At 71.0% G+C, this 26,157-nt stretch carries 28 protein-coding genes; 14 read left to right on the top strand and 14 right to left on the bottom strand.

Going from position 1 to position 26,157, the window contains the following annotated elements; translation table 11 throughout:
• Window positions 1-6 precede the first annotated feature (6 nt).
• From KO353_RS02615 to KO353_RS02595, 5 genes are all read right to left on the bottom strand, one after another.
• Window positions 7-468, bottom strand: coding sequence for an OmpA family protein (locus KO353_RS02615; RefSeq protein ID WP_218286220.1), 462 nt, complete (start codon window positions 466-468; stop codon window positions 7-9).
• Window positions 449-820, bottom strand: coding sequence for a hypothetical protein (locus tag KO353_RS02610; protein WP_218286219.1), 372 nt, complete (start codon window positions 818-820; stop codon window positions 449-451). Before KO353_RS02610 ends, KO353_RS02615 begins: the two co-directional genes overlap by 20 nt.
• Window positions 821-900: 80 nt before the next feature.
• On the bottom strand, window positions 901-2,010 hold the full coding sequence (locus tag KO353_RS02605) for a hypothetical protein (protein ID WP_218286218.1): 1,110 nt from the start codon (window positions 2,008-2,010) through the stop codon (window positions 901-903).
• Window positions 2,007-3,245 (bottom strand): hypothetical protein, encoded by a 1,239-nt coding sequence (locus KO353_RS02600; protein WP_218286217.1) that lies wholly within the window; start codon window positions 3,243-3,245, stop codon window positions 2,007-2,009. Before KO353_RS02600 ends, KO353_RS02605 begins: the two co-directional genes overlap by 4 nt.
• 12 nt (window positions 3,246-3,257) lie before the next feature.
• The gene (locus tag KO353_RS02595) at window positions 3,258-4,316 is read right to left on the bottom strand and encodes a hypothetical protein (protein WP_218286216.1); all 1,059 of its coding nucleotides are present in this window, start codon (window positions 4,314-4,316) and stop codon (window positions 3,258-3,260) included.
• A gap of 172 nt (window positions 4,317-4,488) precedes the next feature.
• Here KO353_RS02595 and KO353_RS02590 point away from each other — a divergent pair, with 172 nt between their 5' ends.
• From KO353_RS02590 to KO353_RS02550, 9 genes are all read left to right on the top strand, one after another.
• Complete coding sequence (locus KO353_RS02590; RefSeq protein WP_218286215.1) at window positions 4,489-5,508, top strand: efflux RND transporter periplasmic adaptor subunit; 1,020 nt, start codon at window positions 4,489-4,491, stop codon at window positions 5,506-5,508.
• A gap of 9 nt (window positions 5,509-5,517) precedes the next feature.
• Window positions 5,518-6,765, top strand: a complete 1,248-nt coding sequence (locus KO353_RS02585) for an ABC transporter permease (protein WP_218286214.1) — start codon at window positions 5,518-5,520, stop codon at window positions 6,763-6,765.
• Window positions 6,762-7,454: an ABC transporter ATP-binding protein gene (locus KO353_RS02580; protein WP_218286213.1), complete on the top strand. Its 693-nt coding sequence runs from the start codon at window positions 6,762-6,764 to the stop codon at window positions 7,452-7,454. Before KO353_RS02585 ends, KO353_RS02580 begins: the two co-directional genes overlap by 4 nt.
• A gap of 176 nt (window positions 7,455-7,630) precedes the next feature.
• Window positions 7,631-8,641 (top strand): ABC transporter substrate-binding protein, encoded by a 1,011-nt coding sequence (locus tag KO353_RS02575; RefSeq protein WP_218286212.1) that lies wholly within the window; start codon window positions 7,631-7,633, stop codon window positions 8,639-8,641.
• A gap of 6 nt (window positions 8,642-8,647) precedes the next feature.
• Window positions 8,648-9,466, top strand: coding sequence for an ABC transporter ATP-binding protein (locus tag KO353_RS02570; protein WP_235691992.1), 819 nt, complete (start codon window positions 8,648-8,650; stop codon window positions 9,464-9,466).
• Window positions 9,466-10,248 carry an ABC transporter permease gene (locus tag KO353_RS02565; protein WP_218286211.1) on the top strand — a complete coding sequence of 261 codons (783 nt, stop codon included), beginning with the start codon at window positions 9,466-9,468 and terminating at the stop codon, window positions 10,246-10,248. The genes KO353_RS02570 and KO353_RS02565 overlap by 1 nt, the downstream gene beginning before the upstream one ends.
• Window positions 10,249-10,251: 3 nt before the next feature.
• Window positions 10,252-11,061, top strand: a complete 810-nt coding sequence (locus KO353_RS02560; protein WP_218286210.1) for a creatininase family protein — start codon at window positions 10,252-10,254, stop codon at window positions 11,059-11,061.
• A gap of 112 nt (window positions 11,062-11,173) precedes the next feature.
• Entirely contained in the window at window positions 11,174-12,436 is a 1,263-nt protein-coding gene (locus KO353_RS02555; RefSeq protein WP_218286209.1) for an FAD-binding oxidoreductase, read from the top strand.
• A complete protein-coding gene (locus KO353_RS02550) occupies window positions 12,433-13,812 on the top strand; it encodes an FAD-binding oxidoreductase (RefSeq protein ID WP_218286208.1) in 1,380 nt (459 codons plus the stop codon). Before KO353_RS02555 ends, KO353_RS02550 begins: the two co-directional genes overlap by 4 nt.
• Window positions 13,813-13,824: 12 nt before the next feature.
• Here KO353_RS02550 and KO353_RS02545 read toward each other — a convergent pair whose 3' ends face one another.
• Window positions 13,825-14,241, bottom strand: a complete 417-nt coding sequence (locus KO353_RS02545) for a cupin domain-containing protein (protein WP_218286207.1) — start codon at window positions 14,239-14,241, stop codon at window positions 13,825-13,827.
• 11 nt (window positions 14,242-14,252) lie between these two features.
• Here KO353_RS02545 and KO353_RS02540 point away from each other — a divergent pair, with 11 nt between their 5' ends.
• Window positions 14,253-14,840, top strand: a complete 588-nt coding sequence (locus tag KO353_RS02540) for an NAD(P)H-dependent oxidoreductase (RefSeq protein ID WP_218286206.1) — start codon at window positions 14,253-14,255, stop codon at window positions 14,838-14,840.
• Here KO353_RS02540 and KO353_RS02535 read toward each other — a convergent pair.
• Genes KO353_RS02535 through KO353_RS02520 form a run of 4 tightly spaced genes read right to left on the bottom strand, consistent with a single transcriptional unit; the run spans window position 14,821 to window position 18,796 of the window.
• A complete protein-coding gene (locus tag KO353_RS02535) occupies window positions 14,821-16,101 on the bottom strand; it encodes a cytosine deaminase (protein WP_218286205.1) in 1,281 nt (426 codons plus the stop codon). The genes KO353_RS02540 and KO353_RS02535 overlap by 20 nt on opposite strands.
• A 4-nt stretch (window positions 16,102-16,105) precedes the next feature.
• Entirely contained in the window at window positions 16,106-16,951 is an 846-nt protein-coding gene (locus KO353_RS02530) for an ABC transporter permease (RefSeq protein WP_218286204.1), read from the bottom strand.
• Window positions 16,952-16,958: 7 nt separating this feature from the next.
• Window positions 16,959-17,765 carry an ABC transporter ATP-binding protein gene (locus KO353_RS02525; RefSeq protein WP_218286203.1) on the bottom strand — a complete coding sequence of 269 codons (807 nt, stop codon included), beginning with the start codon at window positions 17,763-17,765 and terminating at the stop codon, window positions 16,959-16,961.
• Window positions 17,765-18,796 carry an ABC transporter substrate-binding protein gene (locus tag KO353_RS02520; RefSeq protein WP_218286202.1) on the bottom strand — a complete coding sequence of 344 codons (1,032 nt, stop codon included), beginning with the start codon at window positions 18,794-18,796 and terminating at the stop codon, window positions 17,765-17,767. The genes KO353_RS02525 and KO353_RS02520 overlap by 1 nt, the downstream gene beginning before the upstream one ends.
• 303 nt (window positions 18,797-19,099) lie before the next feature.
• On the opposite strand from KO353_RS02520, the gene galE reads away from it, so the two are divergent.
• On the top strand, window positions 19,100-20,086 hold the full coding sequence (galE, locus tag KO353_RS02515) for a UDP-glucose 4-epimerase GalE (protein ID WP_218286201.1): 987 nt from the start codon (window positions 19,100-19,102) through the stop codon (window positions 20,084-20,086).
• Between the two features lie 25 nt (window positions 20,087-20,111).
• Here galE and KO353_RS02510 read toward each other — a convergent pair whose 3' ends face one another.
• From KO353_RS02510 to KO353_RS02495, 4 genes are all read right to left on the bottom strand, one after another.
• Complete coding sequence (locus tag KO353_RS02510; protein ID WP_218286200.1) at window positions 20,112-20,405, bottom strand: hypothetical protein; 294 nt, start codon at window positions 20,403-20,405, stop codon at window positions 20,112-20,114.
• A gap of 98 nt (window positions 20,406-20,503) precedes the next feature.
• Window positions 20,504-21,499: a glycosyltransferase family 2 protein gene (locus tag KO353_RS02505; protein WP_218286199.1), complete on the bottom strand. Its 996-nt coding sequence runs from the start codon at window positions 21,497-21,499 to the stop codon at window positions 20,504-20,506.
• Between the two features lie 4 nt (window positions 21,500-21,503).
• Complete coding sequence (locus KO353_RS02500; protein ID WP_235691991.1) at window positions 21,504-21,971, bottom strand: GtrA family protein; 468 nt, start codon at window positions 21,969-21,971, stop codon at window positions 21,504-21,506.
• 50 nt (window positions 21,972-22,021) lie between these two features.
• Window positions 22,022-22,936, bottom strand: coding sequence for a metallophosphoesterase family protein (locus KO353_RS02495; protein WP_218286197.1), 915 nt, complete (start codon window positions 22,934-22,936; stop codon window positions 22,022-22,024).
• A gap of 56 nt (window positions 22,937-22,992) precedes the next feature.
• Between KO353_RS02495 and KO353_RS02490 the strand changes: the two genes are divergently transcribed.
• Genes KO353_RS02490 through KO353_RS02480 form a run of 3 tightly spaced genes read left to right on the top strand, consistent with a single transcriptional unit; the run spans window position 22,993 to window position 26,121 of the window.
• Window positions 22,993-23,736, top strand: a complete 744-nt coding sequence (locus tag KO353_RS02490) for an SDR family NAD(P)-dependent oxidoreductase (protein ID WP_218286196.1) — start codon at window positions 22,993-22,995, stop codon at window positions 23,734-23,736.
• On the top strand, window positions 23,736-24,578 hold the full coding sequence (locus KO353_RS02485) for an NAD(P)-dependent oxidoreductase (protein ID WP_218286195.1): 843 nt from the start codon (window positions 23,736-23,738) through the stop codon (window positions 24,576-24,578). Before KO353_RS02490 ends, KO353_RS02485 begins: the two co-directional genes overlap by 1 nt.
• Window positions 24,579-24,582: 4 nt before the next feature.
• A complete protein-coding gene (locus KO353_RS02480; RefSeq protein WP_218286194.1) occupies window positions 24,583-26,121 on the top strand; it encodes an aldehyde dehydrogenase family protein in 1,539 nt (512 codons plus the stop codon).
• Window positions 26,122-26,157 lie beyond the last annotated feature (36 nt).

The raw sequence follows: 26,157 nt of genomic DNA, 5'->3' as shown, positions 1-26,157 counted from the left end.
CGATCGTCATCCTCCGGGAGGGACGGCGAACACCTCGACGCGGCGGTTGATCGCCGCGCGCGGGTTGGCCGGTGTCAGCGGCTGCAGCGGCCCGAAGCCTTGCGCGCGCATCCGCGTGCGCGGCACGCCGCGGGCGGCGAGGAAATCCACCACCGACGCCGCGCGAAGCTCCGACAGCGCCATGTTCCGGCCGAGCCGTCCGGTCGCATCGGTATGGCCGTTGATGTCGAAGGTGAACCCCTCGAGCACCGGGTCGCGCAGCGCCTCGGCGAGCGGCTCGAGCGCCTCGGCCGCATCGGGGCGTATGGCGTAGGAGTTGAGGTCGAAGTTCACCGTCAGCACCACGCCGCGGGTCGTCATCTGCGCGATCCGGGCGGCCTGTTCGTTCGGCGCCTGGCAGGCGGCGAGCAGGGCGGGCGCGCCGATCAGGAGCGCGCGGCGGCGGGGATCAGCGGGGCGCAAGCGCATCAGTGATCTGCCTCGCTGTGGGGATGGACCCGGAGAGGTCGGTGACCGGTGCGCCTAGCCGGCGGACGAGGCCGAGCTGGTCCATCACCCGGTTCGGGTCGGGTGGCAGGCGGTTCTCGAGGTCGAGCACGGTTCTCGGCAGGGGATAGGAGCGTTCGAGCGCATCGAGCGCCTCCGCCCGTGCCTTCGGGTCACGCCCCTCGACGGCGGCCCTGGTCGGCGCCACGCCGGCGCGGCGCAGCACGGCGGCGACAGCGCTCTCCTCCGCCGGCTCGGCTCGCGCAGCTTGCGCGCGCGCCTCTCCGGTCGCCGCCGCGATCATCGCCACGAGAGCGAAAGAGCCGAGAGCCATCCGGTCGTTCCTCATCCCGTCATCCTTGCCACACCATGATGGCGCGGCCGTGTCGGAGCGGCGACCGCTCCGTGCCCGCCTCAGCGCGGGCAGCCAATCGAGTAGCTCCAAAGGGTCGTGAGCCCGAAGCCCGTCACCACGACCTCAACCACGTTCGCCTCCGGCCCGCCTCCGGTCGGCTGGTAGGGGAAGCTGATCTGCCCCCGCCCGCTCACCGGCCGATAGGTGCTGCTCACCAGGCGGCCACGATAATAGACGTCGATCTGGTCGGGTTCGATGCGTGTGTTGTAGGTGAGCGTCACCTGCCCCGGCCGATTGCCCAGATAGTGACGTGTTCGCGTCACGCCACGCCCGCCCGAGCGCGTCTCGACATCGCAGGGCTCAGCGTCTGGCGGGCGCACGGGCCGCGGTTCCGGCCGAGGCGGGGGAGGCGGCCGCTCGGCGCGCTGCGGCGGCGGCTCGGGTGGGAGTTCGGGGATCGGGCACTCCGCCTGGCGCAGGCCGAGCTCGCCCTGGAGCCGTGCGAGCTCGGCCGCAAGCTCCGCCTCCCGGCCTTCTTCGGCGAGCAGGCCGCGCAGCGCGGCAAGGCCTGCCGGGTCGGCGCGGCAGGCAGGCATCGGCGGTGTCGCGATCCAGCCCCACCAGGGGAGGGTGAGCCACGCGAGGAGGCCGAGGAAGGCGAGCGCTGCCACAGTCGCCAAAACCGGCACGGTGGGGAAGGTCGAGGGCGGCGTGGCGGGGACCCCGTCATCGAGCGCGGCGATCAGCCCACGCGGCGTTGCCCCCGCCGCCGCATGGCCCCATGCCGCGACCACCGGCAGGCCATCGACCACGGCGGCAAAATCCCAGGCCGGGATCTCGCGCGCGGCCCGCACGAGAGCCGGAAACTCGCCTCCCTCCCGCTCCGCGGCGCGGCGGAGTTCCGAGAACGCCGCCCCGAGCGAGGCGCGGAGCCGCTCCCGCTCCTCCGCCGGAAGCTCGGTGTAGCGGACGACGCTCTCGCCCTCGGCGGTCCAGGCGATCATCTCGCCCTCCACTTCGGCGGCAGGGAACATCCCTGCCCAGGCTGGCCCGAGCGTGCGCGAGGCGAGCGCCGAGAGCTCGGCGCGGGCGCGCGCCTCGTCCCAGCCTGGCGGAAGGAGGGGCGTGAACGCCGCGCGCCGGTCGCGATGGATCAGATGGCGTTTCACGGCACGGTGAACTCGCCGATCCGCACGGTCTGCCCAGGCGACACCGTTCCGCGCAGGACCTGGTCCGGCTGACCTGGGCGTCGGATCGTAACCCGGAAGGGGGATGAGACCGGCCCGCCCGGGTTTCGGCTGTAGTGCGTGACCTCGATCCGGTATCGCCCCGGAGCGGGCTGGGCGGGCCAGGTGATGTTCTCGACCGGCCGGGTGGAGATCCCGCGCGGGCCTCCCTCGACGTTCATGTCGACGTCAAGCTCCGCTCCACACGCCCTTCGATTTTCGAAATAGATCCTCTGCCCGTCCGGGCAGATGACGGCGAGGTCGAGGTCGTTTGGATCATCCCAGGCGAGGATCACCTGCACGTGGCCCTCGCGCCCGCCTTGAGCGCGCGCCCGCTCCGCGTCCTCGTTCCGCTGGGGCGTCGGCGGCGTTGGCGCGGGGGCGGCCTCGCGCCGGACCGGCGGGCAGGCGAGCCGCGCCTCGCCGAGTGCCCGACGCGCCGCCGCAAGGTCCTCTTGCAGGTGGATGAACCGGTCGGTCTCCTGGCGCTGCTGCTCGAGCAGGGCAACGCCTGACCGTTCGAGAGTGCAGGCGGGAGGGGCGAGGACGAACCAGCCGAACGGGTTTCGCCAGAGCAAGAGGAGCAGGGCGAGGAGCAGCAGGGCGAGCAGAGACGCGAGCAGAAGCCACGGCCAGGCCGTGCGGGCGGGCAGCGTGCGTGCCGGCGGCATCATGATCGGCCGCCGGATGGGCGGGAGGTCGGTCGGCTTCTCGAGGAGCTCGGGTCCGACCGAGCGGCCCCCTCGTTCGTGCCCCCAGGCGACGAGCACCGGCATGGTGCCGCGCACGCGGATGAAGGACGGGTCGGGCACGCGCACGGCAAGCGAGAGCAGCTCGCCAAACAGCCTGTCCCCTTCCCTGGCCGATGCCTTGAGCGCGGCTGCCTCGGCGGCGATGTCGGCAAAGAGCGCGGCAAGCCTTGCCTCGGCCGAGGCGCGCGTCTCGGGCGGAAGCGAGGCGAGCGGCACTGCCTCGCCGACGCCCGGGGCGTACCAGTCGATCGTGCCGCGCGCGGCGTCTGGCGACGGTTCGGCGAACAGGGCGGCGTGATCGGCCCCGCGCGCGCGCCGGAGATGGGCCGTGATCTGCCACACTGCGCCGATCGCTGTCTGCCCGCCGACGGCGAGGGGTCGAAGCCCCTCGGCCGCCGTCGTCGCGATCAGGCTCGTCTCAGCCATGGTCCGGCCGACTCAGCGCGGGGCCGGCGCGGGGGCGGGCTCCTCGGGCGCCTTCTCCGCCCCCTCGGCCCCGGCCGCGCCGCCCTGCATCGGCAGGGGCTTGGGCGCCGTTCCCTTCTCCGATGCCCCTCCCTCCTCGCGCGGTGCGAGTGGCGCGAGCGGCCCCGCGGGGCGGCAGATCTCGCCCTGCAGGGCGGCGCGCGCGGCGGCGATCTCGCGCTCGAGCCGCGCGTTGGCCTCGCGCTGGCGGGCGATCATCGCCCGCGCCTCCGCCTCGTCCACCACCCCGGCGCGGAGCTCACGCCCGGCGAATTCGGCGGTGCACATCCGCAAGCCGAGCCAGACGCCGAGCAGCAGGAACAGGAGCGCGATCGCGAGCGCGGCGGGAAGCATCCACCACCACGCCGGCCGGCCCCCGCCGCCGCGGGCGCCGGCGTGAGGCGGAGAGGGCGGGGGAGCCGACGCCGTTGTGGCGGTCTCGAGTCGCGGCACCGCGGGCGCGGCCGCCGGCGCAGGCGGGGCGGCGGGAGAGGGCGGAGCGGCGAGCGGGGCGCCCGTGAAGAAGCCGGGGCCTGCGGAGGCGAGAGCGGGGTGGTACCGGCCGAGCCCTTCCCGAAGCCGCCCGGCCAGCGCCTCCGGCTGCTCTCCGGTTCCCTTCGCCACGAGCCCCCAGCCAGCGAGCACCACCCCGCCATCGACGGCGAGGATCGAATCCGGCTCCGCGATCAGGAGAGCGCGACGGAGCAGGCCGCCGGCATCACGGTCGTCGAGCGCCGGACGCAGCGCGGCGAGCGTCAAGCTGAGGGAGCGCTCTACCTCCGCACGCCGCGCCGGGGAGAGCGAAGACAGCGGAACCGGGTCGGCATCAGCTTCGCCATACCAGGAGACGGAGGCGGGAGCGCCATCCGGCCCGCGGGTGATAACCGGCTCGGCGAACAGGCCGGTCGGCAGCCCCCGTGCGGCGAGCAGGGCGACAAGACGCGCATGCTGCTCGATCGCGGGACGGCCACCCTCGAGAACGGGGGTGAAGGCCGCGAGGTCGGTCTTGGCAAGCAGGCGCGGCGCGGCCATGGCTGTCCCCGGTCGAGCTCTCATGTGCGCCACGATACGCTCGCGCCTTTGGCCCTTCCACGGCGCAGAAGCGGCGGTCACGCGGCGACCGCGGCACGCCTGCGGCGGCGAAGCCCCGTGGTGATTGACCGAGGACAAGGCGCGCGCGGATGCCCGTGCTAGGCTTGCGGCGATGCGGAAACTCCTGACGCGGCTTGCGCTTCTCGCCGTGCTCGCCGCGGCGGCAGCGGCGGGCTGGTGGTCCCTGAGCCTGCCGCCTCGAGTCGGCGCGACCGCCGTCGCCGTCACCGGCCCGGCACTCGAGGCGGTCTACGCGACCGGAACCGTCGAGCCGGTGTCCTGGGCAAGGATCGGCCCGGCCGTGAAGGGCCGTCTCGTCGCGATCCTCGCCGAAGAGGGGCAGCGCGTCGAAGCCGGCGCGGTGCTTGCCCGGCTGGATGCGACGGTGCTCGAGGCGCAGCTCCGCGAGGCGGAAGCGCGCGCGACCTTCCTGCGCGAGGAAGCGCTGCGTCTGCGCACGCTTGCCGCACGCGAGATCATCGCCCGCGCGGCGCTCGACCGCGCCGAAAGCGAGGCGCGCGCGGCGGAGGCCGTGGTCGAGACCTTCCGCCATCGCCTTGCCGATACGGTTCTGCGCGCTCCGATGGCAGGGGTGGTGCTGCGTCGCGACGGCGAGATCGGCGAGGTGGTCGACACCACCGCGACCGTGTTCATCGTCGGCGAACCAAGGCCGCTTCGCGTCACTGCCGAGGTGGACGAGGAGGACATCCCGCGCGTTCACCCGGGCCAGCGCGTGCTGATCCGCGCCGATGCCTTCGAGGGCGAGGTGATGGCGGGGGAGGTCGCGGAGATCACGCCGGCGGGCGACCCAAGACTGAAGGTCTACCGGGTGCGGATCGCCCTGCCCGAGGACACGAAGCTCCGAATCGGCATGACGGTCGAGGCCAACATCATCGTCCGCGAGACCGCCTCCGCCGTGCTCGTTCCGGACGCGGCCGTCGCCGGCGGGGCGGTGTGGGTGCTCGAGGGCGAGGTGGTGCGCCGGGTTCCGGTGGTGGTCGGGGTGCGCGGGGCGCGCCGCGTCGAGATCCGCGACGGCCTCAGCCCGGGCGAGCGCGTGGTTCTCGACCCTTCTCCGAGGCTCGTCGACGGCGGCCGCGTGCGGCTGCCGAGCGGTGCAGCCGCACGCTGAGGGCCGGCCATGCTGGCCGCGACAATCGCGCTTCGGCATCTCGGACGGAGGCGTCGGCAGACGCTCGTCTCGGTGCTCGGGGTTGCCCTCGGTGTGGGGTTCTTCATCGCCGTCACCTCGCTCATGCGCGGCTTCCAGACCTACTTCGTCGCGCAGGTGATCGACGTCGCCCCCCACATCACCATCAAGGACGAGCACCGTGCCCCGAGGCTCCAGCCCGCCGTGCTCGCGCATCCTGACGGGGCGGTCTCGGTGCGCGGGGTGAAGCCACGCGAGGAGCTGCGCGGGATACGCAACGCGCGCGGGCTGATCGCCGAGCTCGAAACGATCCCCGGTGTCGCGGTCGCGCCGGGGCTGCGGGGCGCGGCGCTGTTGCGCTACGGCTCGCGCGACGTCACCGCCACCATCGCCGGCATCGATCCGCCGCGGGAGCGGCGCGTCGGCAACATCGAGAAGGACATGATCGCCGGGCGGCTCGAGGACCTGCGCGCGACCGCCAACGGCATCATCCTCGGCATTGGGCTTGCCGAGCGCCTCGGCGCCGGGATCGGCGACACCATCACCGCGGTCGCCGCCTCCGGCACGGCGCGCGCGTTCAAGGTCGTCGGCCTCGTCGCGACCGGGATCACCGCGATCGACAACGGCGAGGCCTATGTGCTGCTCAAGCTCGCCCAGGTGCTTCAGAACCGCCCCAACGTGATCAATGCGATCCGCCTCAGGCTCGACGACGTTCGCGGTGCGGAGCCGCTCGCGCGTCGGATCGAGGCGGCGCATGGCTGGCGAACGGAGAGCTGGGAGGAGGCGAACCGGAACGTGCTGTCGCTGTTCGTGATCCAAAACGCGATCATGTTCAGCGTCGTCGGCGCGATCCTGCTGGTGGCCGCGTTCGGCATCTACTCGATCATCTCGACCGTGGTGCACGAAAAGGCGCGCGACATCGCCATACTCAAGAGCCTCGGCTTCACCGAAGGCGACATCCTGCGGATCTTCACCATCGAGGGCGTGCTCGTCGGCGCGGCCGGCGCTGTGCTGGGCGCTCTCGTGGGCGAGGGGCTGATCTTCGGCCTGTCCCAGGTTCGGTTCGAGGAGGCGGGAGGGGTGATCCGCGGCACGGGAGGGTTCATCCTCGCCCGCGAACTCTGGCCCTATCTCGCGGGCGGGGGCTTCGCTCTCCTTGCCGCCGCGGTCGCCGCCCTCGTTCCTGCGCGGCGTGCGGCCTCTCTCAACCCGGTCGAGATCGTGCGGGGGGCGGCATGAGCCCGCTGCTTGAGGCGCGCGGCGTGACGCGGACGCTTCCGGGCCCGGTGCCCGTCACCCTCGTTCGGGGGATCGATCTCGCGATCGGACGGGGCGAGTTCGTCGCGGTCACCGGCCCGTCCGGTTCGGGCAAGTCCTCGCTTCTCTACCTCCTCGGCCTGCTCGACCGGCCGACGGAAGGCCATGTCCTGATCGACGGCGAGGACACCGCCCGCCTCTCTGCAGGGGCGCTCGCGCGGCTGCGCAGGCAGCGGCTCGGCTTCGTGTTCCAGTTCCACTTCCTGTTGCCGGAATTCACCTCGCTCGAGAACGTGCTTCTGCCGATGCGCCGCCTAGGCGGCGAGGAGGCAGCGCTTCGGGCGCGTGCCGAGGCGCTGCTCGAACGGCTCGGGCTTGCGGACGCGATGGCGAAACTGCCCGAGGAACTCTCGGGCGGCATGCGCCAGCGCGTGGCCGTGGCGCGGGCGCTCGCCAACGACCCCGCTCTCGTGCTCGCCGACGAGCCCACGGGCAATCTCGACAGCCGCAACGCCGCCTCGATGTTCGACTTGTTTGAGACCCTGGTCGCCGAGCACGGACGGAGCATCGTCGTCGTGACACATGATCCGGCGCTCGCCGCGCGGGCGCGGCGTCAGGTTCGGCTTGTCGATGGACGGATCGTCGAGGATACGGGCGCCGTCGCCGCGTGACCGTTGCCGTGGTGCCCACGGCTTGGGCAGGCTGCCGCGGCAAGGGCAGGGCAGGCCGAGTCGATCGGGGCGCAGACCGGGGCGCTGCGATGGTGCGCCCGGCACGCCGGTTGCTTAACTTTGGACGACTGGGGGGGCGATCGAACGCCCCGCGACGTGAGAAAAGGGAGCTCACTATGGGGGTTGTTCGCACTGCCGCCTTCGGGCTTGCGCTTGCCGCCGCTTCCCTGCCCGCGGCCGCGACCGACGTGAAGTTCAGCCTCGACTGGGCCTTCCAGGGCCCGCAGGCGCCCTTCCTGCTCGCTCTTGAGCGCGGCTACTTCCGCGACCAGGGGCTGAACGTGACGATGGACCGCGGCTTCGGTTCGGGCGACGTTCCGATCAAGATCGCCGCCGGCACCTATGACGTCGGCATCGCCGACATCAACCCGACGATCCGCCTGCGCCTCGAGAACCCTGACAGCACACTGTTCACCCCCTTCATCATCTACGAGGCAAGCCCGCTCGCGGTGATGACTCTCAAGGGCCAGAACATCCGCCGGCCGCAGGACCTCGCCGGCAAGATCCTCGCCGCACCGGAGACCGATTCGGGCCGCCAGCTCTTCCCCGCCTTCGCCCGCGCCGTCGGCCTCGACCTCAACTCGGTGCGCTGGCAGACGGTCTCGCCCCAGCTGCGCGAGACGATGCTCGTCCAGGGCCAGGCGAACGCCATCACCGGCTTCATCACGTCGGGGATCCTGTCGCTTCGCGCCGCCGGTGTTCCGGCGGATGACATCGTGACGTTCAGGTACGGCGACTACGGCGTCGACCTCTATTCGACATCGCTGCTCATGACGCGGCGCTGGGCTGAGGCGAACCCGCGCGCGGTCACGGGCCTGATCACCGCGATCGTGCGCGGCCAGAACGAGGCGCGGCGTGACCCGGCAGCTGCGATCGCGGCGCTGAAGCGGCGCGACCCGCTGATCAACGAGGCGGTGGAGCGCGAGCGGATGGAGCTCGGCTTCCGCGAGCTCACCTTCACCCCGCACGTGGTCGCCAACGGCTTCGGCAGGATCGACATGGCCCGGCTGCAGCGGTCGATCGACATCGTGCGCGAGGCGTTCAACATCGCCCGCCCGCTCGCCGCCTCGGAGATCTACGACCCGCGCTTCCTGCCCGAGGCGGCGGCGCTCGCCGTGGCACAGTGAGGCGTCGTGCACGGGTTTCCCCCCGTGGTTGATGCCGCGGCGCGGTTCGTCAGCCTCGAAAGGGTGGCGCTACGCTATGGCGGGGCGGGCGGGACGCTCGCCGTCTCAGGGCTCGATCTCGCCATCCGGCGCGGCGAGTTCGCCGCCGTCGTCGGGCCCTCGGGCTGCGGCAAGTCGACGCTGATGAAGCTCGTCACCGGGCTCGCTCCGGCCTCGGAAGGCGCTGTGATCGTGGGCGGGCGGGAGGTATCCGGCCCGCTCAAGATCGTCGGCATGGCGTTCCAGAACCCGACCCTTCTGCCCTGGCGCACCACGCTCGAGAACGTGCTCCTCCCCCTCGAGATCGTCTCCCCCTACAAGGCCACCTTCCGACGCGACCGTGAGCGGCACGTCGCGCGCGCGCGCGCCCTGCTTGCGACGGTCGGCCTCGCCGGCTTCGAGGACAAGTATCCGTGGCAGCTCTCGGGCGGGATGCAGCAGCGGGCGAGCCTCTGCCGCGCTCTGATCCACGAGCCCGAGCTCCTGATGCTCGATGAGCCCTTCGCGGCGCTCGACGCCTTCACCCGGGAGGAGCTTTGGGCGGTTCTGCAGGACCTCTGGCTCGAGCGACGCTTCACCTGCATCCTCGTCACGCATGATCTGCGCGAGGCCGTCTATCTCGCTGACACGGTGCATGTGATGAGCGCCCGGCCGGGGCGGATCATTGAGACCCGCGCCGTGCCTCTGCCGCGGCCGCGCGACCTCGAGGCATCCTTCACGCCGGCCTTCGTCGACATCGTGCATGCGTTGCGCGAGCGCATCGCCGCGGCGAGGACGGCGACGTGATGAGCCCGCGCCTTCAGGCGGCGGTGATGCCCTGGCTCGTGGTGGCGGGGCTGTTCATCGCCTGGGAGGTCCTCGTCCTCGCCGCGCGCCTTCCTCCCTTCGTCCTTCCTGCTCCCTCGGCCGTGTTCGCCTCGCTTGCCGAGTTCTCGGGGCCGATTGCGCATCACGCCCTGCACACGCTGGCCACCACGCTTGCGGGGTTCGCGCTCTCTGTGGTTGGCGGCGTCGCTCTCGGCGTCGCGGTGGGCTCCTCGGCTGTCGCCTACCGCGCGCTTCTGCCGGTTCTGATCGGGTTCAACTCGGTACCGAAGGTGGCGATCGTTCCGGTGCTGATCATCTGGTTCGGCATCGGTGCCGTCCCGGCCGTGCTCACCGCCTTCCTGATCAGCTTCTTCCCGATCACGGTGAATGTCGCGACCGGGATCGCCACCCTCGAGCCCGAACTTCGAGACGTTCTGCGCAGCCTCGGCGCGAGCCGAGTCGAGATCCTGCGCAAGGTCGGTCTGCCGCGCGCCGCCCCCTACTTCTTCGCCTCGCTCAAGGTCGCGATCACGCTTGCCTTCGTCGGCTCGATCATCTCCGAGACGGTCGGCTCCAACGAGGGCGTGGGGTATCTGATGATCCAGGCCTCCTCCCGGTTCCAGATCCCGCTCGTCTTCGCCGCCCTTCTCGTCGTCGCGGCGATGGGGATCGCCATGTACTCCCTGTTCGCGATCCTCGAGAGGCGTATGACCTTCTGGGCGACGCGCTCGGTCGAGGCGGCCTACGCGACGGGAAGCTGAGCCATGGCGCAGCCGAAACGGTTCTGGACCGAGCTCACCTCCCCCGAGTTCCGCACGCTCGACCGTGACCGCACCGTGGCCGTGCTGCCGCTCGGCGCGACCGAGCAGCACGGGCCGCATCTCGCCGTCTCGGTCGACACGACGATCTGCGAAGGCGTTCTCGCCCGCGCGCTCGCGCTTCTTCCGGACGAGCTTCCGGTGCTTGTTCTGCCCACCCAGGCGATCGGCGTCTCGGTCGAGCATGACCGGTATTCTGGGACGCTCTCGCTTTCGCCGGAAACGGCGATCACGGCCTGGACGGAGATCGGCGCCTCCGTCGCCGCCTCAGGCGTGCGCAAGCTCCTTCTCCTGAACGCCCATGGCGGGCAGCCGCAGGCGGCGGAGATCGTCTGCCGGCGCCTGCGCATCCGCCACCGGATCTTCGCCGCCACCTGCCTCTGGAACCGTCTCGCGCCGCCTTCCGGACTCGTTCCGGCCAACGAGCTCCGGTTCGGCATTCATGCCGGCCAGGTGGAGACGGCGCTGATGCTCGCGCTCGCGCCCGATCGCGTCCGCCCCGACGCCGCGCGTGAGTTCCGCAACAGGACGGAAGCCTGGGACGCCCACACGGGGCTGCGCGCGGGCGGCGCCGTCGCCTTCGGCTGGCAGGCGCAGGATCTGAACCCCGCAGGTGCCGTCGGCAACGCCGCCGCGGCGACGCCAGAGCTCGGTGAAGCCGTGCTCGACCGCGCGAGCCGGGCGCTCGCCGACCTCCTCGGCGAGATCTCCGCCCTCGACCTCCAGGCGTGGTTCAAGGAGACGGCCGATGCCTGAGCCGCCCTCGCGACGCATCGCCGCCCTGCTCGCGGAGCTTCCCGGCATCGAGGCGGAGACAGACCCAGCGATCGTCAGGCTCAAGAGCCGGGACTTTTTCTGGTAGAGCCCGGTGCTCAAGACGCTGCTCGAGGGCAAGCGTGGCGAGGTGGTGATCCGCCCGAGCGACGAGGCGGAGGTGCTCGCCGTGCTCGCCGCCTGCGTGCGGCACCGGATCCCCGTGGTGCCGCGAGGGGGAGGGACGGGGAACTACGGCCAAGCCGTTCCACTTGCGGGCGGCGCCATTCTCGACATGACGGGTATGGACCGGATCCTGTCCTTCGCGGACGGGGTGGCCGAGGTGCAGGCGGGGGCGACGCTTCTGCAGGTCGATGCCTGGGCGCGGCAGCAGGGATGGGAGCTTCGGCTGTGGCCTTCGACCAAGCGCACGGCGACGGTGGGCGGGTTCGTCGCCGGCGGCGGCGCAGGGGTGGGTGGGATCACGCACGGAACCTTACGTGAACGGGGCAATCTCGCTGGCGTCACGATCGCGACGATGGAGCCGAAGCCGAGGCTGATCGATCTCTCCTGGGGCAAGGCGGCACCCGCCAACCACGCCTTCGGGACGACCGGCGTGATCACGCGGGTTCGGCTTCCGCTCGCCCCCGCAATGGCTTGGCGCGACATCGCCGTGAGCTTCCCCGACTTCCCCGCGGCGGCCGCCTTCGGCCTCGCGCTCGGCCTCGCCGACGGCATTCCGAAGAAGATGTGCGCGGTGATCGACTGGCCGCTGCCGTCGTTCTTCACCGGGCTTGCCGAGCTCCTCCCCCAAGGCCGGCCGATCGTTCTCGCGATGGTCGGCGCAGGCGCGATGGGAGCGGTGGCGGAGCTCGCCGCCGAGCATGCCGGCGAAATCGAGGCGGAGCAGGATTTCGCCGCCGCCGAAGCCTCCCCCGAACTCACGCCCTTCTACGAATACACCTGGAACCACACAACGCTGCACGTGCTCAAGCGCGACAAGGGCGTCACCTACCTCCAATGCCTCTTCCCGGTCGGCCGGACGCTCGAGACGCTCGCTCGCCTCCGCGAGCGTTTCGCAGACGAACTCATGATGCACACCGAGGTCGCGCGCTTCGGCGGGCAGGTGACGATGAGCGGGCTGCCGCTCCTGCGCTGGACCACGCCCGAGCGCCTCGCCGAGATCATCGCCGCGTGCGAGGCGGAGGGGGTTGCGGTCGCGAACCCGCATGTGTGCACGCTCGAGGAAGGTGCGCGGTGGAAGCTTGTGGCCGCTGACCGTCTTGCCTTCAAGCGCGAGGTCGATCCCTTCGGCCTGCTCAACCCGGGCAAGATGTCGAGTTTCAGGCCACTTTCCGGGCAGGAGGCGGCGGAATGAGCGGCATCGAAGCGTTGCTTTCGGAGCTTCAGGACATCCCCGCCGAGACCGACCGGGCTCTTGTGCGGCAGAAGAGCCGCGACTTCTTCTGGTATTCGCCGGTGCTGAAGCGGCAGCTCGACAAGCTGACGGCGGAGGCGGTGGTGAGCCCGCGCTCGGAGGATGAGCTTGCGCGCGTGCTCGCGGCCTGCGTCCGCCACCGCACCCCTGTCACCCCGCGCGGGGCAGGAACCGGGAACTACGGCCAGGCCATGCCGCTCTGCGGCGGCATCGTGCTTGATCTCTCCGGGCTTGACCGCGTGCTCTGGGCGAAGCCCGGCGTGGTGCGCGCCCAGTGCGGCGCGAAACTCGGCGAGATCGACGCGGTGACCCGCGCCTCCGTTGGCGGTGAGCTTCGCTTCCACCCCTCCACACGCCGCACCGCGACGATCGGCGGCTTCATCGCCGGCGGCTCCTCAGGCATCGGGTCCTGCACCTGGGGAATCCTGCGCGAGCCCGGGAACATCCTCGGGCTCAGGCTGATGACGATGGAGGAGAGCCCGCGCGTGCTCGAACTCCGCGGCCCCGACATCCAGAAGGCGAACCACGCCTACGGAACGAACGGCATCATCACCGAGGTGGAGATGCCGCTCGCTCCCGCCTGGACCTGGGTGGACCTGATCGCGGGCTTTCCGACCCTCGAGGCGGCAGCGCGCTTCGCCGACGGCTTCACGCGCCAGGACGGGATCGTCAAGAAGCTCGTCTCGGTGATCGATGCGCCGGTGCCGCAGCGCTACTTCAAGGCCTTCGAGGGGGTGATCCCGGACGGCGTGGCCGTTGTGCTGCTGATGGTCGCCGAGCCGTTCCTCGATCTCGTTCCGGGCCTGCTTGCCGCTTATGGCGGCACGGAACTCTACCGCCGCGAAACGGAGGCCGCGGACGTTCCGCTCTACGAATATTCCTGGAACCACACGACCTTGCAGGCGCTGAAGACCGACCGAAGCATCACCTACCTCCAGACGCTGTTCCCGCCCCCCAGCCACCTCGCCAAGGTCGCCGAGATGGCTGAGCGGTTCGGCGACGAGGTGCCGATGCACCTCGAGTTCGTGAAGTTCGGCGGCGAGGTGTGCTGCTTCGGCCTTCAGCTCGTGCGCTTCACCACCGAGGCGCGTCTTGCCGAGATCATTGCCGCGCACGAGGCCGCGGGCTGCCCGATCTTCAACCCGCACGCCTTCACGCTCGAGGAGGGGGGGATGAAGAAGGTCGACACGCTGCAGCTCGCGTTCAAGCGCGAGGCCGATCCGCACGGGCTTCTCAACCCCGGCAAGATGCTCGCCTGGGAGAACCCGGACTGGACGCCACGCGACGGCGTGCACCTGTTCGAGGCGGCGGGCTGAGCCATGCGTCGCTCAGCTGCGCCCCGTGAGCACCGCGAGGTCCTCCTCGTCGAGCGGGTGCGGTACGCCGTTCCGGATCAGGGCGGCGAAGTTCTCGTCCGGCACCATCAGCGTCAGACAGTAGAGGCGGCCGGAGCCCGTGTTGGCGACGACATGCTCGGTGCCGGGCGGCACGGCGAGCACGCTTCCGGCGCGAAGCGGGATCGTCCTTCCACCCACCTGCGCCTCGCCCTCGCCGCGCAGGACCACGAAGGCCTCGGACGCTGCCGCGTGGCTGTTCGGCGGCGTCGCACCGCCGGGGGCGAAGATCTCCACCACCAGGGTGAAGGAGACGCCGTCCGAGGGGTCGAGCAGGCAGGCGAACCAGTTCGTGTCCGTCTCGCTGATCTTGTAGCCGCGAAGGTCAGCGGCGGTGCGTGCGACGATCATGGGCCTCTCCGATGAGGGTGCTCGTGGTCTATTGCCATCCGCGCGGCGACAGCTTCAACGCCGCTCTGCGCGACGCGGTGGTGAACGGCCTCGGCAAGGCGGGACACGCGGTCGATCTCGTCGATCTCTATGCCGAGGGCTTCCGCCCCGCGCTCGATGCCGAGGAACGGGCGCGGTATCACGCGGAAGGCGAGAACCTCGCGGGTGTGGAGCGGCATGTGGCGCTGCTTCGTGCGGCGGAGGCGCTCGTGCTCGTCTATCCCACCTGGTGGTACGGCATGCCCGCGATGCTCAAGGGCTGGTTCGACCGGGTGTGGGTGCCCGGCGTCGCGTTCCGGCTCGGCCCGGGCGCGATCGAGCCGCTTCTGACCAACATCCGACGCCTCGCGGTGGTGACCACCTATGGCTCGCCGTCCTGGCTCCTGTGGCTGATCGGCCGGCCCGACCGGAAGCTCCTTGGCCGCGGGCTCAGGCGCCTGTGCGCCCGCGGCTGCACGCTCGATTGGCTGTCGCTGACGCGGATGGACCAGAGGCCTCAGGCCGCGCTCGAGGCGTTCCGGTCGCGCGTCGCGGCGCATTTCAGCTCCTGGGTCCGGTGACGAGAGCGTCGAGCTCGGCATAGTCAGGGAGCGTGGTGTCGATCACGCGCCCCCGCCGGAGCACGACGCGGTCCGCCTGGTGGCGCGACAGTGCCTCGTGCCAGGCCCGCGCGCGCAGAAGCACGAGATCGGCCGCCGCCCCTTCGCGGATCGACGCCTCGCGCCCCATCGCGGCGGCAGGCGTGGCGCTCACGGCGGCGAACCACGGCTCCACCGGGTGGTCGAGATGGGCGATGCGCACCGCCTCGCGGAATACCTCGAGCATGTCGTGATCCCCGAACGGATAGAACGGGTCACGGCAGTTGTCGGAGGCGACGGAGACGGGCACACCGGCGGCGGCGAGCTCGTGCAGGAGCGTGATGCCGCGCCAGCGCGGCGTGGCGCCGCGCGCCCTGCCTTGCAGGTACATGTTACACATCGGCAGTGACACCACCCGTATGCCTGCCTCCCGCACGAGGCGTATCGTCTCGGCGATCGCCTCCTCCCGCTGCAGCGAGAGCGAGCAGATGTGGCCGACCTGGATCTGCCCCTTGAACCGCCGGCGCAGGGCAGTCCGCGCGATGATCGGCAGGGTGGCGGCTTCCGTCTCGCCGCTCTCGTCGACGTGCAGGTCGAGGTCGAGCCCGCGCGCCTCCGCCAGCGCGAAGCAGTGGTCGAGCAGGTCCTGGAATCCGGCCGGGATCGCGCCATGGCCCTCTCCGGTGAAGCGTGTCACGAAGCCGAGGATGCCGCCGTGACGGGCGACGAGGTCGGCGATCTCCCTTCCCTCATCGCCGGCGAAACGGTCGATCGGGCAGATCGAGACAGCCTGGAGCGCGATCCGACCCGACCACTCGTTCCGCAGCCGCGCGAACACAGCCCAAGCCTCGTGGGCGTGTGGAAGATAGGTATCGAGATGGGTGCGGATCGCGGACGTTCCATGGGCATAGGAACAGCGGAGCCCGAAGCGGAACCGATCCTCCATGTCGTCGGCCGACCAATGCCGCTCGCGATCTCCCATCACCGCGGTGATGGCGCCAAGAAAGGTTCCGTCGGGGTTCGGGCAGCGCGGCCAGATATGCCCCTTGTCGAGATGGGTGTGCACATCCGTGAAGCAGGGAAGCACCATGCCGCCGCGGAGATCGACCCCCTCGGGCGCCGTGCCCCGGGGAGCGAGGGCAACGATTGTTCCGTGGGTGATTCGCAGATCGGCCCCTCTGCCGTCGGCGAGCGTGGCGTTGCGCAGCCAGAAATCGGGCAGGTCAGGGATCGCGGCCCACATCGAATCACCCCTCCCGGCGCATCGCGCTCTCGTGCCAGTGGCGGAGCATCAGGTGCTGGACCAGCCCGAGCGAGAGAAAGATCGCGATTCCGGTGATGCAGATCAGGACCAGAGCGGCGAACATGCGCGGGATCTGAAGCTGATACCCCGCCTCGAGGATTCGATAGGCGAGGCCGGAGGCGCGCCCTCCCGTTCCGGCGACGAACTCGGCGACGATCGCGCCGATCAGGGCGAGCCCTCCCGAGATCCTGAGGCCCCCAAGGAAGAACGGCATCGCCGCCGGCAACCTGAGGAGAAGAAGCGCCTGAAGCCGACTCGCGCGATAGAGCCGGAACAGGTCGGCGAGGTTGTGGTCAACGCTGTTGAGCCCGAGTGTGGTGTTGGAGAGGATCGGGAAGAAGGCGACGATCCAGGCGCAGATCAGGAGCGCGATCCGGATGTCCTCGACCCAGATGATGATCAAGGGCGCGATCGCGACGATCGGGGTGACCTGCAGGATCACCGCATAGGGAAAGAGCGACAGCTCGATCCATTTCGACTGCGCGAAAAGGACGGCGAGCAGAAGCCCGAGCGCGGCCGCGACGGCGAGCGCGGCGAAGGTGATCCGAAGCGTGATCCAGAGCGAGACGGAGAGCGAGCCCCAGTCGCGAAGCAGTGTGGCCCAGATCAGCGAGGGCGAGGGCAGGATGTAGTGGGGCACCTCGTAGGCGCGCACCGCCCACTCCCAGGCGCCGAGCGACAGGGCGCCGATGAAAAGCGGCATCAGGATCCGCGGCCAAGTCCCGGCGGGGAGGAAGAACACGCGTCGGGCGGCGACGGGGCGTGGGGCTTCGTCAGGGGCAAGGGTCATCGCTGTCTCAGGCGGCGATCGCCCCGGCAAGCGCGAGGCTGACGGTTCGGCAGATCGCGGCGTAGTCGGACGAGGTGCGGAAGCCGTCGCCGCGCGGATAGGGGGCCGGGACGGTGATCTCGGTTTCGATCCGCCCCGGCCGCGACGCCATCACCGCGATCCGCCGGGAGAGATAGACGCTCTCGAACACGGAGTGGGTGACGAACACCACGGTGAAGCCGGCCTCCTGCCAGATCTCCAACAGGTCATTGTTGAGGCGGAAGCGGGTGATCTCGTCGAGCGCGGCGAAGGGCTCGTCCATCAGCAGGATGTCGGGCCGGGTGACGAGGGCGCGCGCGATCGAGACGCGCATCTTCATCCCGCCCGACAGAGCGCGCGGGTAGGCGCGTTCGAAGCCGGCGAGACCGACGCGCTTGAGCGCCTCCGCCGCGCGCGCCTCGCGCTCCGATCGCGCGACCCCTTCGAGGCGGAGCGGAAGAGCGGCGTTGGCGAGCGCGGTCGCCCAGGGCATCAGCGTCGGCTCCTGGAACACGAAGCCGAGCCGCGGCAGCGTCGGCCCGCGCTGATCCTGCGCCGCGGCCGGCCAGGCGAGCGTGCCGGAAGAAGGCGACGCAAGGCCTGCGATGATCCGAAGCAGCGTCGACTTTCCGCAGCCCGAGGGGCCGAGGAGGGCGAGGAAATCTCCCCGGCCGATGTCAAGGTCGACGCCCTGGAGCGCAACCGTTCCGCTGTCGTAGCGCTTCGCGACACCGCGCAGCGAGACAAGCGGTCGGGAAAGCAGCGGAGCGGCGCGCTCCCCGCTGCCCCCGTCCATCAGAGGCCGACCCGCTTGTTGACGAAATCGAGGCTGAAGGCGTTGCGCCACGCGAGCCCCGGGGGATAGACGCCGGCTGCGACCATCGTGTCGTAGAAGCGGTTCCAGCGCTCTTCCGTCATCGCGCCGATACCGAGGCGCTCGGCATCGCCGGAGAGGACGATGCCGTTTCGGTTCATCGACTCGATCGCATAGTCGATTTTGGCCTGGGTCATCTCCGGGTTGTCGCGCATGATCAGGGCGTTGGCGGCGCCGATGTCCTGCCTCCGGATGTACTGTGCCCAGCCCTCGATCGTCGCGTTGACGAAGCGCTGCACGAGGTCGCGCCGTTCCGTCATCATCCGGCGCGAGATGTCGATCGTCGTCTGGTAGTTCTCGTAGCCGGCATCGGCAATCAGAAACACGCGCGGGTTGGCGCCGGCCTCGCGCGCGGCGAAGGGCTCGGAGGACAGGAACCCCTGCTGGATCGCCATCCTGTCCTGCAGGAAGGGGCCGAGGTTGAAGGTGTAGGGGCGGATCTGCTCGTCGGTGAAGCCGAAGCGCGCGCGCAGGAACGGCCAGTAGGTGACGCGCCCGGCGGCGCCGACCAGGATCGGCCGCCCGCGCATGTCCTCGAAGCGTTCGATTCCGTTGCCCTCGTGCGTCATCAGGATCTGCGGATCCTTCTGGAAGATCGCGGCAATGGTGAGGAAGGGGATGTTCTCGCGCACGTAGTTCAGCGCCTGGAAGCCGTTGGACATGATCATGTCCACCCGCCCGGCGACGAGCAGCTGGGCGGGGTTCTGCTGCGGCCCTCCCATCCTGAGATCGCACTCGATGCCATAGCGACGGTAGATCCCTGCGGCGACCGCTTGGTAGTAGCCGCCGTGTTCGGCCTGGGCGCGCCAGTTGGTCTGGAAAGTCACACGATCGAGCGTCTGGGCGCGGATGCCGCGTGCGCCCGGCACGGCAACGAGCGCCGAGCCGGCGGCGACCCCAAGGATAGCGCGTCGCCCAAGCCTCCGGCGGTCGATCACATAGCGTGTCTTCATCCGTTCTCTCCCGAATGGCGGTTGCTGCGGCCAGGGCTCTTGCCCACGAGGATGCGCTTCGGCCGTCACTGCATCACTGTGTAGCAAGCGACGCGCCAGCGCAGCAGCCGTCACGGCACCATGGTCGGCGAAAAGCCCTGCCTGCGCGCGAGGCAGCGCGCCGACTCTCTGGGCAGGACGTTGCCGGGCGCAGGGCGTCGCTTCACTCTCGGCGGCCCCGCCGCCCTCACTTCGTGCCGTCTTCCCGCAGAGTCGGCGAGGGCGGCGCGACCCTCCGGACTGACTGTGATAAGGAGCGGACGCATGTCGCAGCGATACCTCGTGACGGGAGGCGCGGGCTTCGTCGGTAGCCATCTCGTCCTCGCGCTTCTGCGCGGCGGCGCCTCCGTCACCGTGCTCGACGACCTCTCGACCGGTCATGAGGCCGCCGTGCCGAAAGGGGCCCGGCTCGTCCACGGCTCGGTCGCTGACCCCGACGCTCTCGGCCGCGCCTTCGCCGAAGGGCCGTTCGAGGCGGTGTTCCACTTCGCCTCGCTCACCCTTGTCGGCGAGTCGATGCGCGAGCCGGTGCGCTATATCGCCGCGAACGTCGCCGGCGGCGCCGCTCTGGTCGAGGCCTGCATCCGCCACCGCGTGGCGCGGCTCGTCCTGTCCTCAACCGCCAACCTGTTCTCCGAGCCGGCGAAAATCCCGATCGACGAGGACGAGGCGATCATCCCGGGCTCTCCCTACGGCGAGAGCAAGGCGATGCTCGAGCGGCTTCTTTTCTGGGCCGACCGCATCCACGGGCTTCGGTCAGCCTGCCTGCGCTACTTCAACGCCGCCGGAGCAGACCCAGACGGCGAGGCGGGAGAGGACCACCGGCCGGAGACGCACCTGATCCCGCTCGTGCTCGATGCCGCCGCCGGGCGAAGGCCGCCGCTCATCGTGTTCGGCGACGACTACCCCACGCCGGATGGCACCTGCATCCGCGACTACATCCACGTCGCCGATCTCGCGACGGCCCATCTCGCCGTGCTCGAACCGCTGCGAACACGCAGCGTGCGCTACAATCTCGGCACCGGAACGGGCCACTCGGTGCGGGAGGTGATCGCCGCCGCCGAGGCGGTGACCGGGCGTTCCGTTCCGCACACGATCGGGCCGCGCCGGGAGGGTGACCCTGCCGTCCTGATCGCCGCGAGCGACCGGATCAGGCGTGAGCTCGGCTGGCGGCCACGCTTCCCGGCGCTCGAGACGATCATCGCCCATGCCTGGGCCTGGCGGCAGCGGAACCCGCACGGCTATCGCTGAGGGAGGGCCCCGCCCGCAGGGTCGTTCAGGACGCGGCGGAGGCCGCCGGCCGCGCACCGGCCGAGGTCACGCCGCCGCCAGCCGGGGGTGCGGCGGCAGGCCGGGAGGCGGCGTCGCGCAGCTTCTCCTGCACTTGCGTGACGAGCTGGGCGAGCGCGTTCGCAACCCCCGGAAGCTGCGCAAGCGGCAGGACGAGCAGCCCACACGGGACGGGCTTGCCGTCCGCCCGCGCCTCGCCGAGCGTGATCCGCACCACGCCGTTCAGCACGTTCGCCTCGAGGATGCCATCGCAGAAGGTGACGGGCAGGCGGTCGGTCATCGTGTGGTCTCCTTCGTGGCGTCCTGGCGAGGGGATGCTCGTCGCGCCCGCGCCCTCGGCGGCCTGGGTGCTGATCACCCCCTGCACGGCATGGCGGGTCAACGCCCCGCCGGCGTGGGCGTCGACTGGCCCGATCGCGGAGCGGGCGCGGGGATCGCGAGATAGGCCATGCGCTTCGCCTCCCGCCGGCCATGCGTGACCGTGTCGAGGATCAGCCCGCAGGCGAAAGAGAGGAAGGAGAGGAGAACAAGCCCCGTGGACAGAACGGCCGTCGGCAGCCGGGGAACGAGCCCGGTAGCGAGATATTCCAAGAGAACCGGCACGAACAGGCCAACCCCTGCCGCGAGCAGAACCGCCCCGGCGAGCGAGAAGAAGGGGAGAGGACGCTCCTCCTTCACCAGGACCAGGATGGTTCGGAGGATCCGCAAGCCGTCCTGCCAAGTGCGCAGCTTGCTCACGCTCCCGGGCGGACGCTCCTTGTAGGCCGTCGGGAGCTCGCCGATCGGCATCCTCAGCTCGAGGGCATGCACGGTGAATTCGGTCTCGGTCTCGAACCCGCCGGCAAGCGCGGGGAAGCTCTTGACGAAGCGACGGGAGAACACGCGGTAGCCCGAGAGCATGTCGCTCACCCGCTTGCCGAAGATCCAGCCGACGATCCCGGTGAGCACGCGGTTGCCGAAGCGATGGCCAGGGCGATAGGCGGCCTCGATCTCGGTCACGCGCGCCCCGGTGACCATGTCGAGCTGGTTCTCGACGAGCAGCCGAACCATCGCCGGGGCGGCCGCGGGGTCGTAGGTGTCATCGCCATCGACGAGAACGTAGATGTCGGCCTCGATGTCGGCGAACATGCGCCGCACCACGTTTCCCTTGCCCTGAAGCGGCTCGGTTCGCACCACGGCCCCTGCGGCGCGGGCGGCGGCGGCGGTGTTGTCGCGGCTGTTGTTGTCGTAGACGTAGATCGTGGCGCGCGGCAGGGCGGCGCGGAAGCCCGCCACAACGGACGCGATCGCCACCTCCTCGTTGTGGCACGGCACGAGCACGGCGACGGCGAGGCCGTGGGCAGGATCCTCCGCGGTCGTCGCCCCCGCCGACATCACGTCACCGGAACACGATCGCCCGGGCGGTGACGAAGTTGACCACCATCCCGGCCAGCGAGCCTGCCGCGACCGCGATCACCGGATGGGACGCGGCCACGGGAACCCACAGGATCAGCGCGGCATAGGTGCCGCGGTTGAGGGCGAAGCCAAGGAGCTGAACGGCGAGGAACAGGGCCCATTGCTGTGCGGGCCGCTCACGCGGCGCGTCAGCAAAGGTCCAGACCCGGTTCAGCGCCCAGGTGGTCGTCGCGGCGACGACATAGGCGATGGCTCCGGCGGTGAGAAGGTCGGCTCCGACGAAGAAATGGGCCGCATAGACCGTCGCGGTATCGACCGCGAAGCCGATCGCCCCGACCGTTCCGAAGCGCAGCGCCTGGCCCACCAGCCGGCGCAGCCCAGCGGACAAGACCCCGCCCTCGAGCGGCGGTGGGCGCTCTGGCACAGGGCTGGTGTTGCTCTCGCTCGTCACGCTGCGCGCTTGTGGCATGCGGGGCAGGGGCGATCAACGCCGGCCAGGGATCAGGCCGGAGCGGGCGGATAGATCTCGTGGGCGATCGGGTCGAACAGGATCGGCTCGGCGTCGGGGAGCGGCACGAGCTCGCTCTCCACCTCGTCCTCGAGGAAACGATGGCGCATCAAGCCGAGGGTGCGTGCCCCGCTATGGGGATCGGCCAGCAACGCCGGGCCGACCAGGAAACTGGTCGCCGGGCACCAAGCGTGCACCACATCGCCGCGGCGGATGATGCGCGCGAGGTGGAGGTGGCCGCTGGCGACGAGCCTCAGGCTCGGGTGATCGAAGAGGGGGGATAGCGCGGCCCTCTCCTCTGGCGGAACGGTCCAATAGCCGGAGACGGGCTCCTGCGGATCATCGAGGAAGGGCGGCTTGTGAAGGAACACCGCAAGCCGCCGCGCGCCGAGAGTAAGGAGAGCCTCGGCGAGCATTGCCTGCTGCGCCGCCTCGGCTGCGGTGCCGCTGCCGAGCACCTGGCTGTTGAGGCCGATCAGCCGCCAGCCCGAGACATCCTCGACCCAGGAGGCGGGACCGAGAGCAGCGGCATGGGCGGCCACGCGCCGGTCCGTCGCCGGCTGGCGCGGCTTCAGGGAGGGTGGATCACCGACATCGTGGTTGCCAGGGGTGCAGCGCAGACGCTGCCCCTGGGGGCCGAGGCCAGACCGCAGGAGACGCGCGGCGAAGGCGAGGTCCTCCTCGTGGTCCGGCCCGTCGAGGGCGGCGTCGCCCGTATGGACGATCAGGCAATCGGCTTCCATCGCGAGCACCCGCGCCGCCACCGCCCAGTTGGCGTTGAAGCGCGGGATTCGCGCCGAGAGGTGGGTGTCTGAGACCTGCAGGACGGTGAACACGGCTCTGGCCCGGCGATGGAGTTCGTGGTTGTTGTAGCCGATCGATCGCCCGGCCGCGTGGGGGGCGACCATGACGTTGTGGTGACCATGACGTTGTGGTGACAGAGGCGTCGGGGCAGGGGGCAAGGATGGCGCGGGCGGTCCTGGTGACGGGAGCGGCGAGCGGCATCGGCGCGGCCACCGCACGGCGGCTCGCCGGCCCAGGCGTTGCGCTCCTGCTCGCGACGCGGGGCAATGCCGCGGGGCTCGAGGCGGTCGCCTCGGCCTGCCGCTCCGCCGGCGCCGAGGTGTCGACGGCGCTTGCCGACCTCTCCGCCGCCGGTTCGGGCGAAGCGCTCGTCAAGGCCGCGCTCGACGCGTTCGGGCGGCTCGATTCGCTGGTCGCGAACGCCGGCTTCGCCGACCGCACGGCGTGGGACGCGCTCGACGATGCCGCCATGGCGGCGTCGATCGAGGCGATGGCGATGGGGTTCTTCCGGCTTGTCCGTGCCGCGCTCCCGGCGCTTCGCCACGGCGGTAGGGTCGTGGCGGTGTCCTCCTTCGTCGCGCATGTGTTCCGGCCCCGTGTCCAGGCCTTTCCGGCCTCGGCCGCCGCCAAGGCAGCGATCGAGGCGATGGTCCGGTCGCTCGCCCTCGAGCTCGCCCCGCGCGGCGTGACGGTGAACGCGGTCGCCCCGGGCTTCATCCGCAAGGACCCGGGCAGGCACAGCCAGATGACGCCCGAACGCCTCGCCGCGGTCGCGGCCGAGATCCCGCTCGGGCGGATCGGCGAGCCGGAAGAGGTCGCCGCCGCGATCGCCTTCCTGCTTTCTGAGGACGCGTCGTACATCACCGGACAGGTGCTCCATGTCAGTGGGGGGCTCGTGATCTGATGCGTGTGGCGGTGATCGGCCTCGGCGCGATGGGCCTGCCTATGGCGCGGCGGCTTCAGGGCGCGGGGCATGCGGTGGCCGGGTGGGACCTCTCGCCCGACCGTCGTGACGCCGCCCAGGGGCTTGCTCTCGCCGAGGATGCCGCGCGCGGAGCCGAGGCGGTGCTGCTCAGCCTGCCTCACGACACGGCGGTGCTCGCCGCAGCCGAGGCCGTCCTCGCTGCTGGACCCGCCCCCGGGGCGGTGGTGGTGGACTGCTCGACCGTCTCGCCCGAGACGCCCCGACGGCTCGCACCGCGCTTCGCCGAAGCAGGGCTTGCCTGGGTCGATGCGCCTGTCTCCGGCGGCCCCGCAGGCGCGGCGGCGGGAACGCTCACGGTGATGGCGGGCGGAAGCCCCGGCGTGCTCGACCGCGCCCGGCCGGTGCTCGAAGCGATCGCCTCGAAGATCGTGCATGTCGGGGGCCCAGGGGCAGGAGCGGTCGCGAAGATCGTGAACAACCTGCTCGTCGCCACACACCTTCTTGCCGCTGCCGAGGCGCTCCGGCTTGGCAGGCGCGCGGGCGTCGAGGCGGACGCTCTCCTCGCGGCCGTGAACGGCGGCTCGGGGCGGTCGGCGGCGACAGAGGTGAACTTCCCGCGCTGGATCCTCTCCGGGAGCTTCGACTCTGGCTTCACGGCCGGGCTGATGCGCAAGGATCTCCGGCTCGCCGCAGCGCTTGCGGACGCGACAGGCGGGGCGGGACCGCTCTCCGAGTTGGTGTTCCGAGCTTGGGCGGACAGCCCTGTGCCGGAGGCGGCCGACTTCAACCACGTGGCCGAGACGGTGTGGCGCGATGGCTGACGGCATGGCGGCGTTCGAGTCGCGCGCCGAAGCGATCCGCTGCCTCGGCGCGCTCCTCGGCGAGGGGGCGAGGGCCGGCTCCTGGATCGGCGACCGGATCGTTCCGGGCGAGGGCGATGAGATCACGCTCGTCGACCCCGCAACCGGGGCGCCGATCCTCGCCTATGCCGATGCGGGGGGGGCGGTCGCGGCGCGCGCGGCGGCGGTCGCGGCCAGGGGGTTCCTGGCCTGGGCCGCACTCACGCCCGCCGCGCGCGGCCGCGCGCTGTGGGCCTGGGGTGAGCGCGTCGCGGTCGCTGCCGAGCCGCTCGCCCGGCTCGAGGCCGCCGCCTCCGGCAAGCCCCTGCGCGACACGCGGCGTGAGGTCTCGGCTGTGGCCGACATGCTTCGCTACTGGGCGGGCTGGGCGGACAAGTGGGAGGGCCGGGTCGTTCCGGTGCCGACGACGCATCACGTCACGGTCCGCCACGAGCCCTATGGTGTGATCCTCGCGATCACCCCCTGGAACGCACCCCTGTTCACGGCCGGCTGGAACGTCGCCCCGATCCTTGCCGCCGGCAATGCCTGCCTCCTCAAGCCGTCCGAGCTCTCGCCTCTGACCTCGCTCGCCTTCGCGAAGCTCGCGCTTGAGGCGGGGGTTCCGGAGGGGGTCGTGACCGTCGTTCCCGGTTTCGGCACGACCACGGGCGCCGCACTCCTCGCTGCCCGCGAGGTTGCACAGGTCGTGTTCGTCGGCAGCCCCGAAGCCGGGGCGTCGGTCGGGGCGGCTGCGGCGGCGCGCGGCATCCCCGCCCTGCTCGAGCTTGGCGGCAAGAGCGCCAACATCGTCTTCGCCGACGCCGATCTCGACCGCGCCGCGGTCGGCGCCCAGGCAGCGATCTTCGCCGGCTGCGGCCAGAGCTGTGTCGCCGGCTCGCGCCTGCTCGTCGAGCGGAGCATCGCGGAGCGGTTCCTCGAGGCGGTCGCTTCCGGGGCGTCTCTGATCCGGCTCGGGCCTCCGCTCGACGAGGCGACGGAGATGGGGCCGATCGCGAACGCCCGGCAGCACGCGAAGGTGACGGCGATGCTCGCGGACGGGCTTGCCGAGGGGGCGCGGCTCGCTTGTGGTGGGGCGGCGCCCTCCGGCCTGCCGGAGGGGGGGTTCTGGCTCGCGCCGACGATCCTGACGGATGTCGCTCCCGTGATGCGGATCGCGCAAGAAGAGGTGTTCGGGCCGGTGCTCGCCGTCCTTCCCTTCGAGACGGAGGAGGAGGCGGTCGCCCTCGCCAACGGCACGCGCTTCGGCCTCGCCGGGGCGGTGTGGACGCGGGATGTCGGCCGCGCGCATCGGGTCGCGGCGGGGCTCAAGGCCGGCACTGTCTGGGTCAACGGCTACCGGACCATCCACGTGAGCGTGCCCTTTGGCGGCTTCGGCGCCTCCGGCATCGGCCGTTCCTCGGGCAGGGAGGCGCTCGCCGCCTACACCCGCACCAAGGCGGTCTGGGTCGAGACCGCGGCCGACCCGCCGTCCGTCTTTGGCCACCGCCCGCCCGCGACAGGCTGAGCCGCCCCGCTGCTCACGCCGAACCCCGAAGCGGAG

Source organism: Elioraea tepida (assembly GCF_019203965.1).
Lineage (GTDB): Bacteria > Pseudomonadota > Alphaproteobacteria > Acetobacterales > Acetobacteraceae > Elioraea_A > Elioraea_A tepida.
The sequence above is the reverse complement of the archived record's forward strand: the minus strand, read 5'-3'. Positions and strand labels throughout refer to the sequence as shown.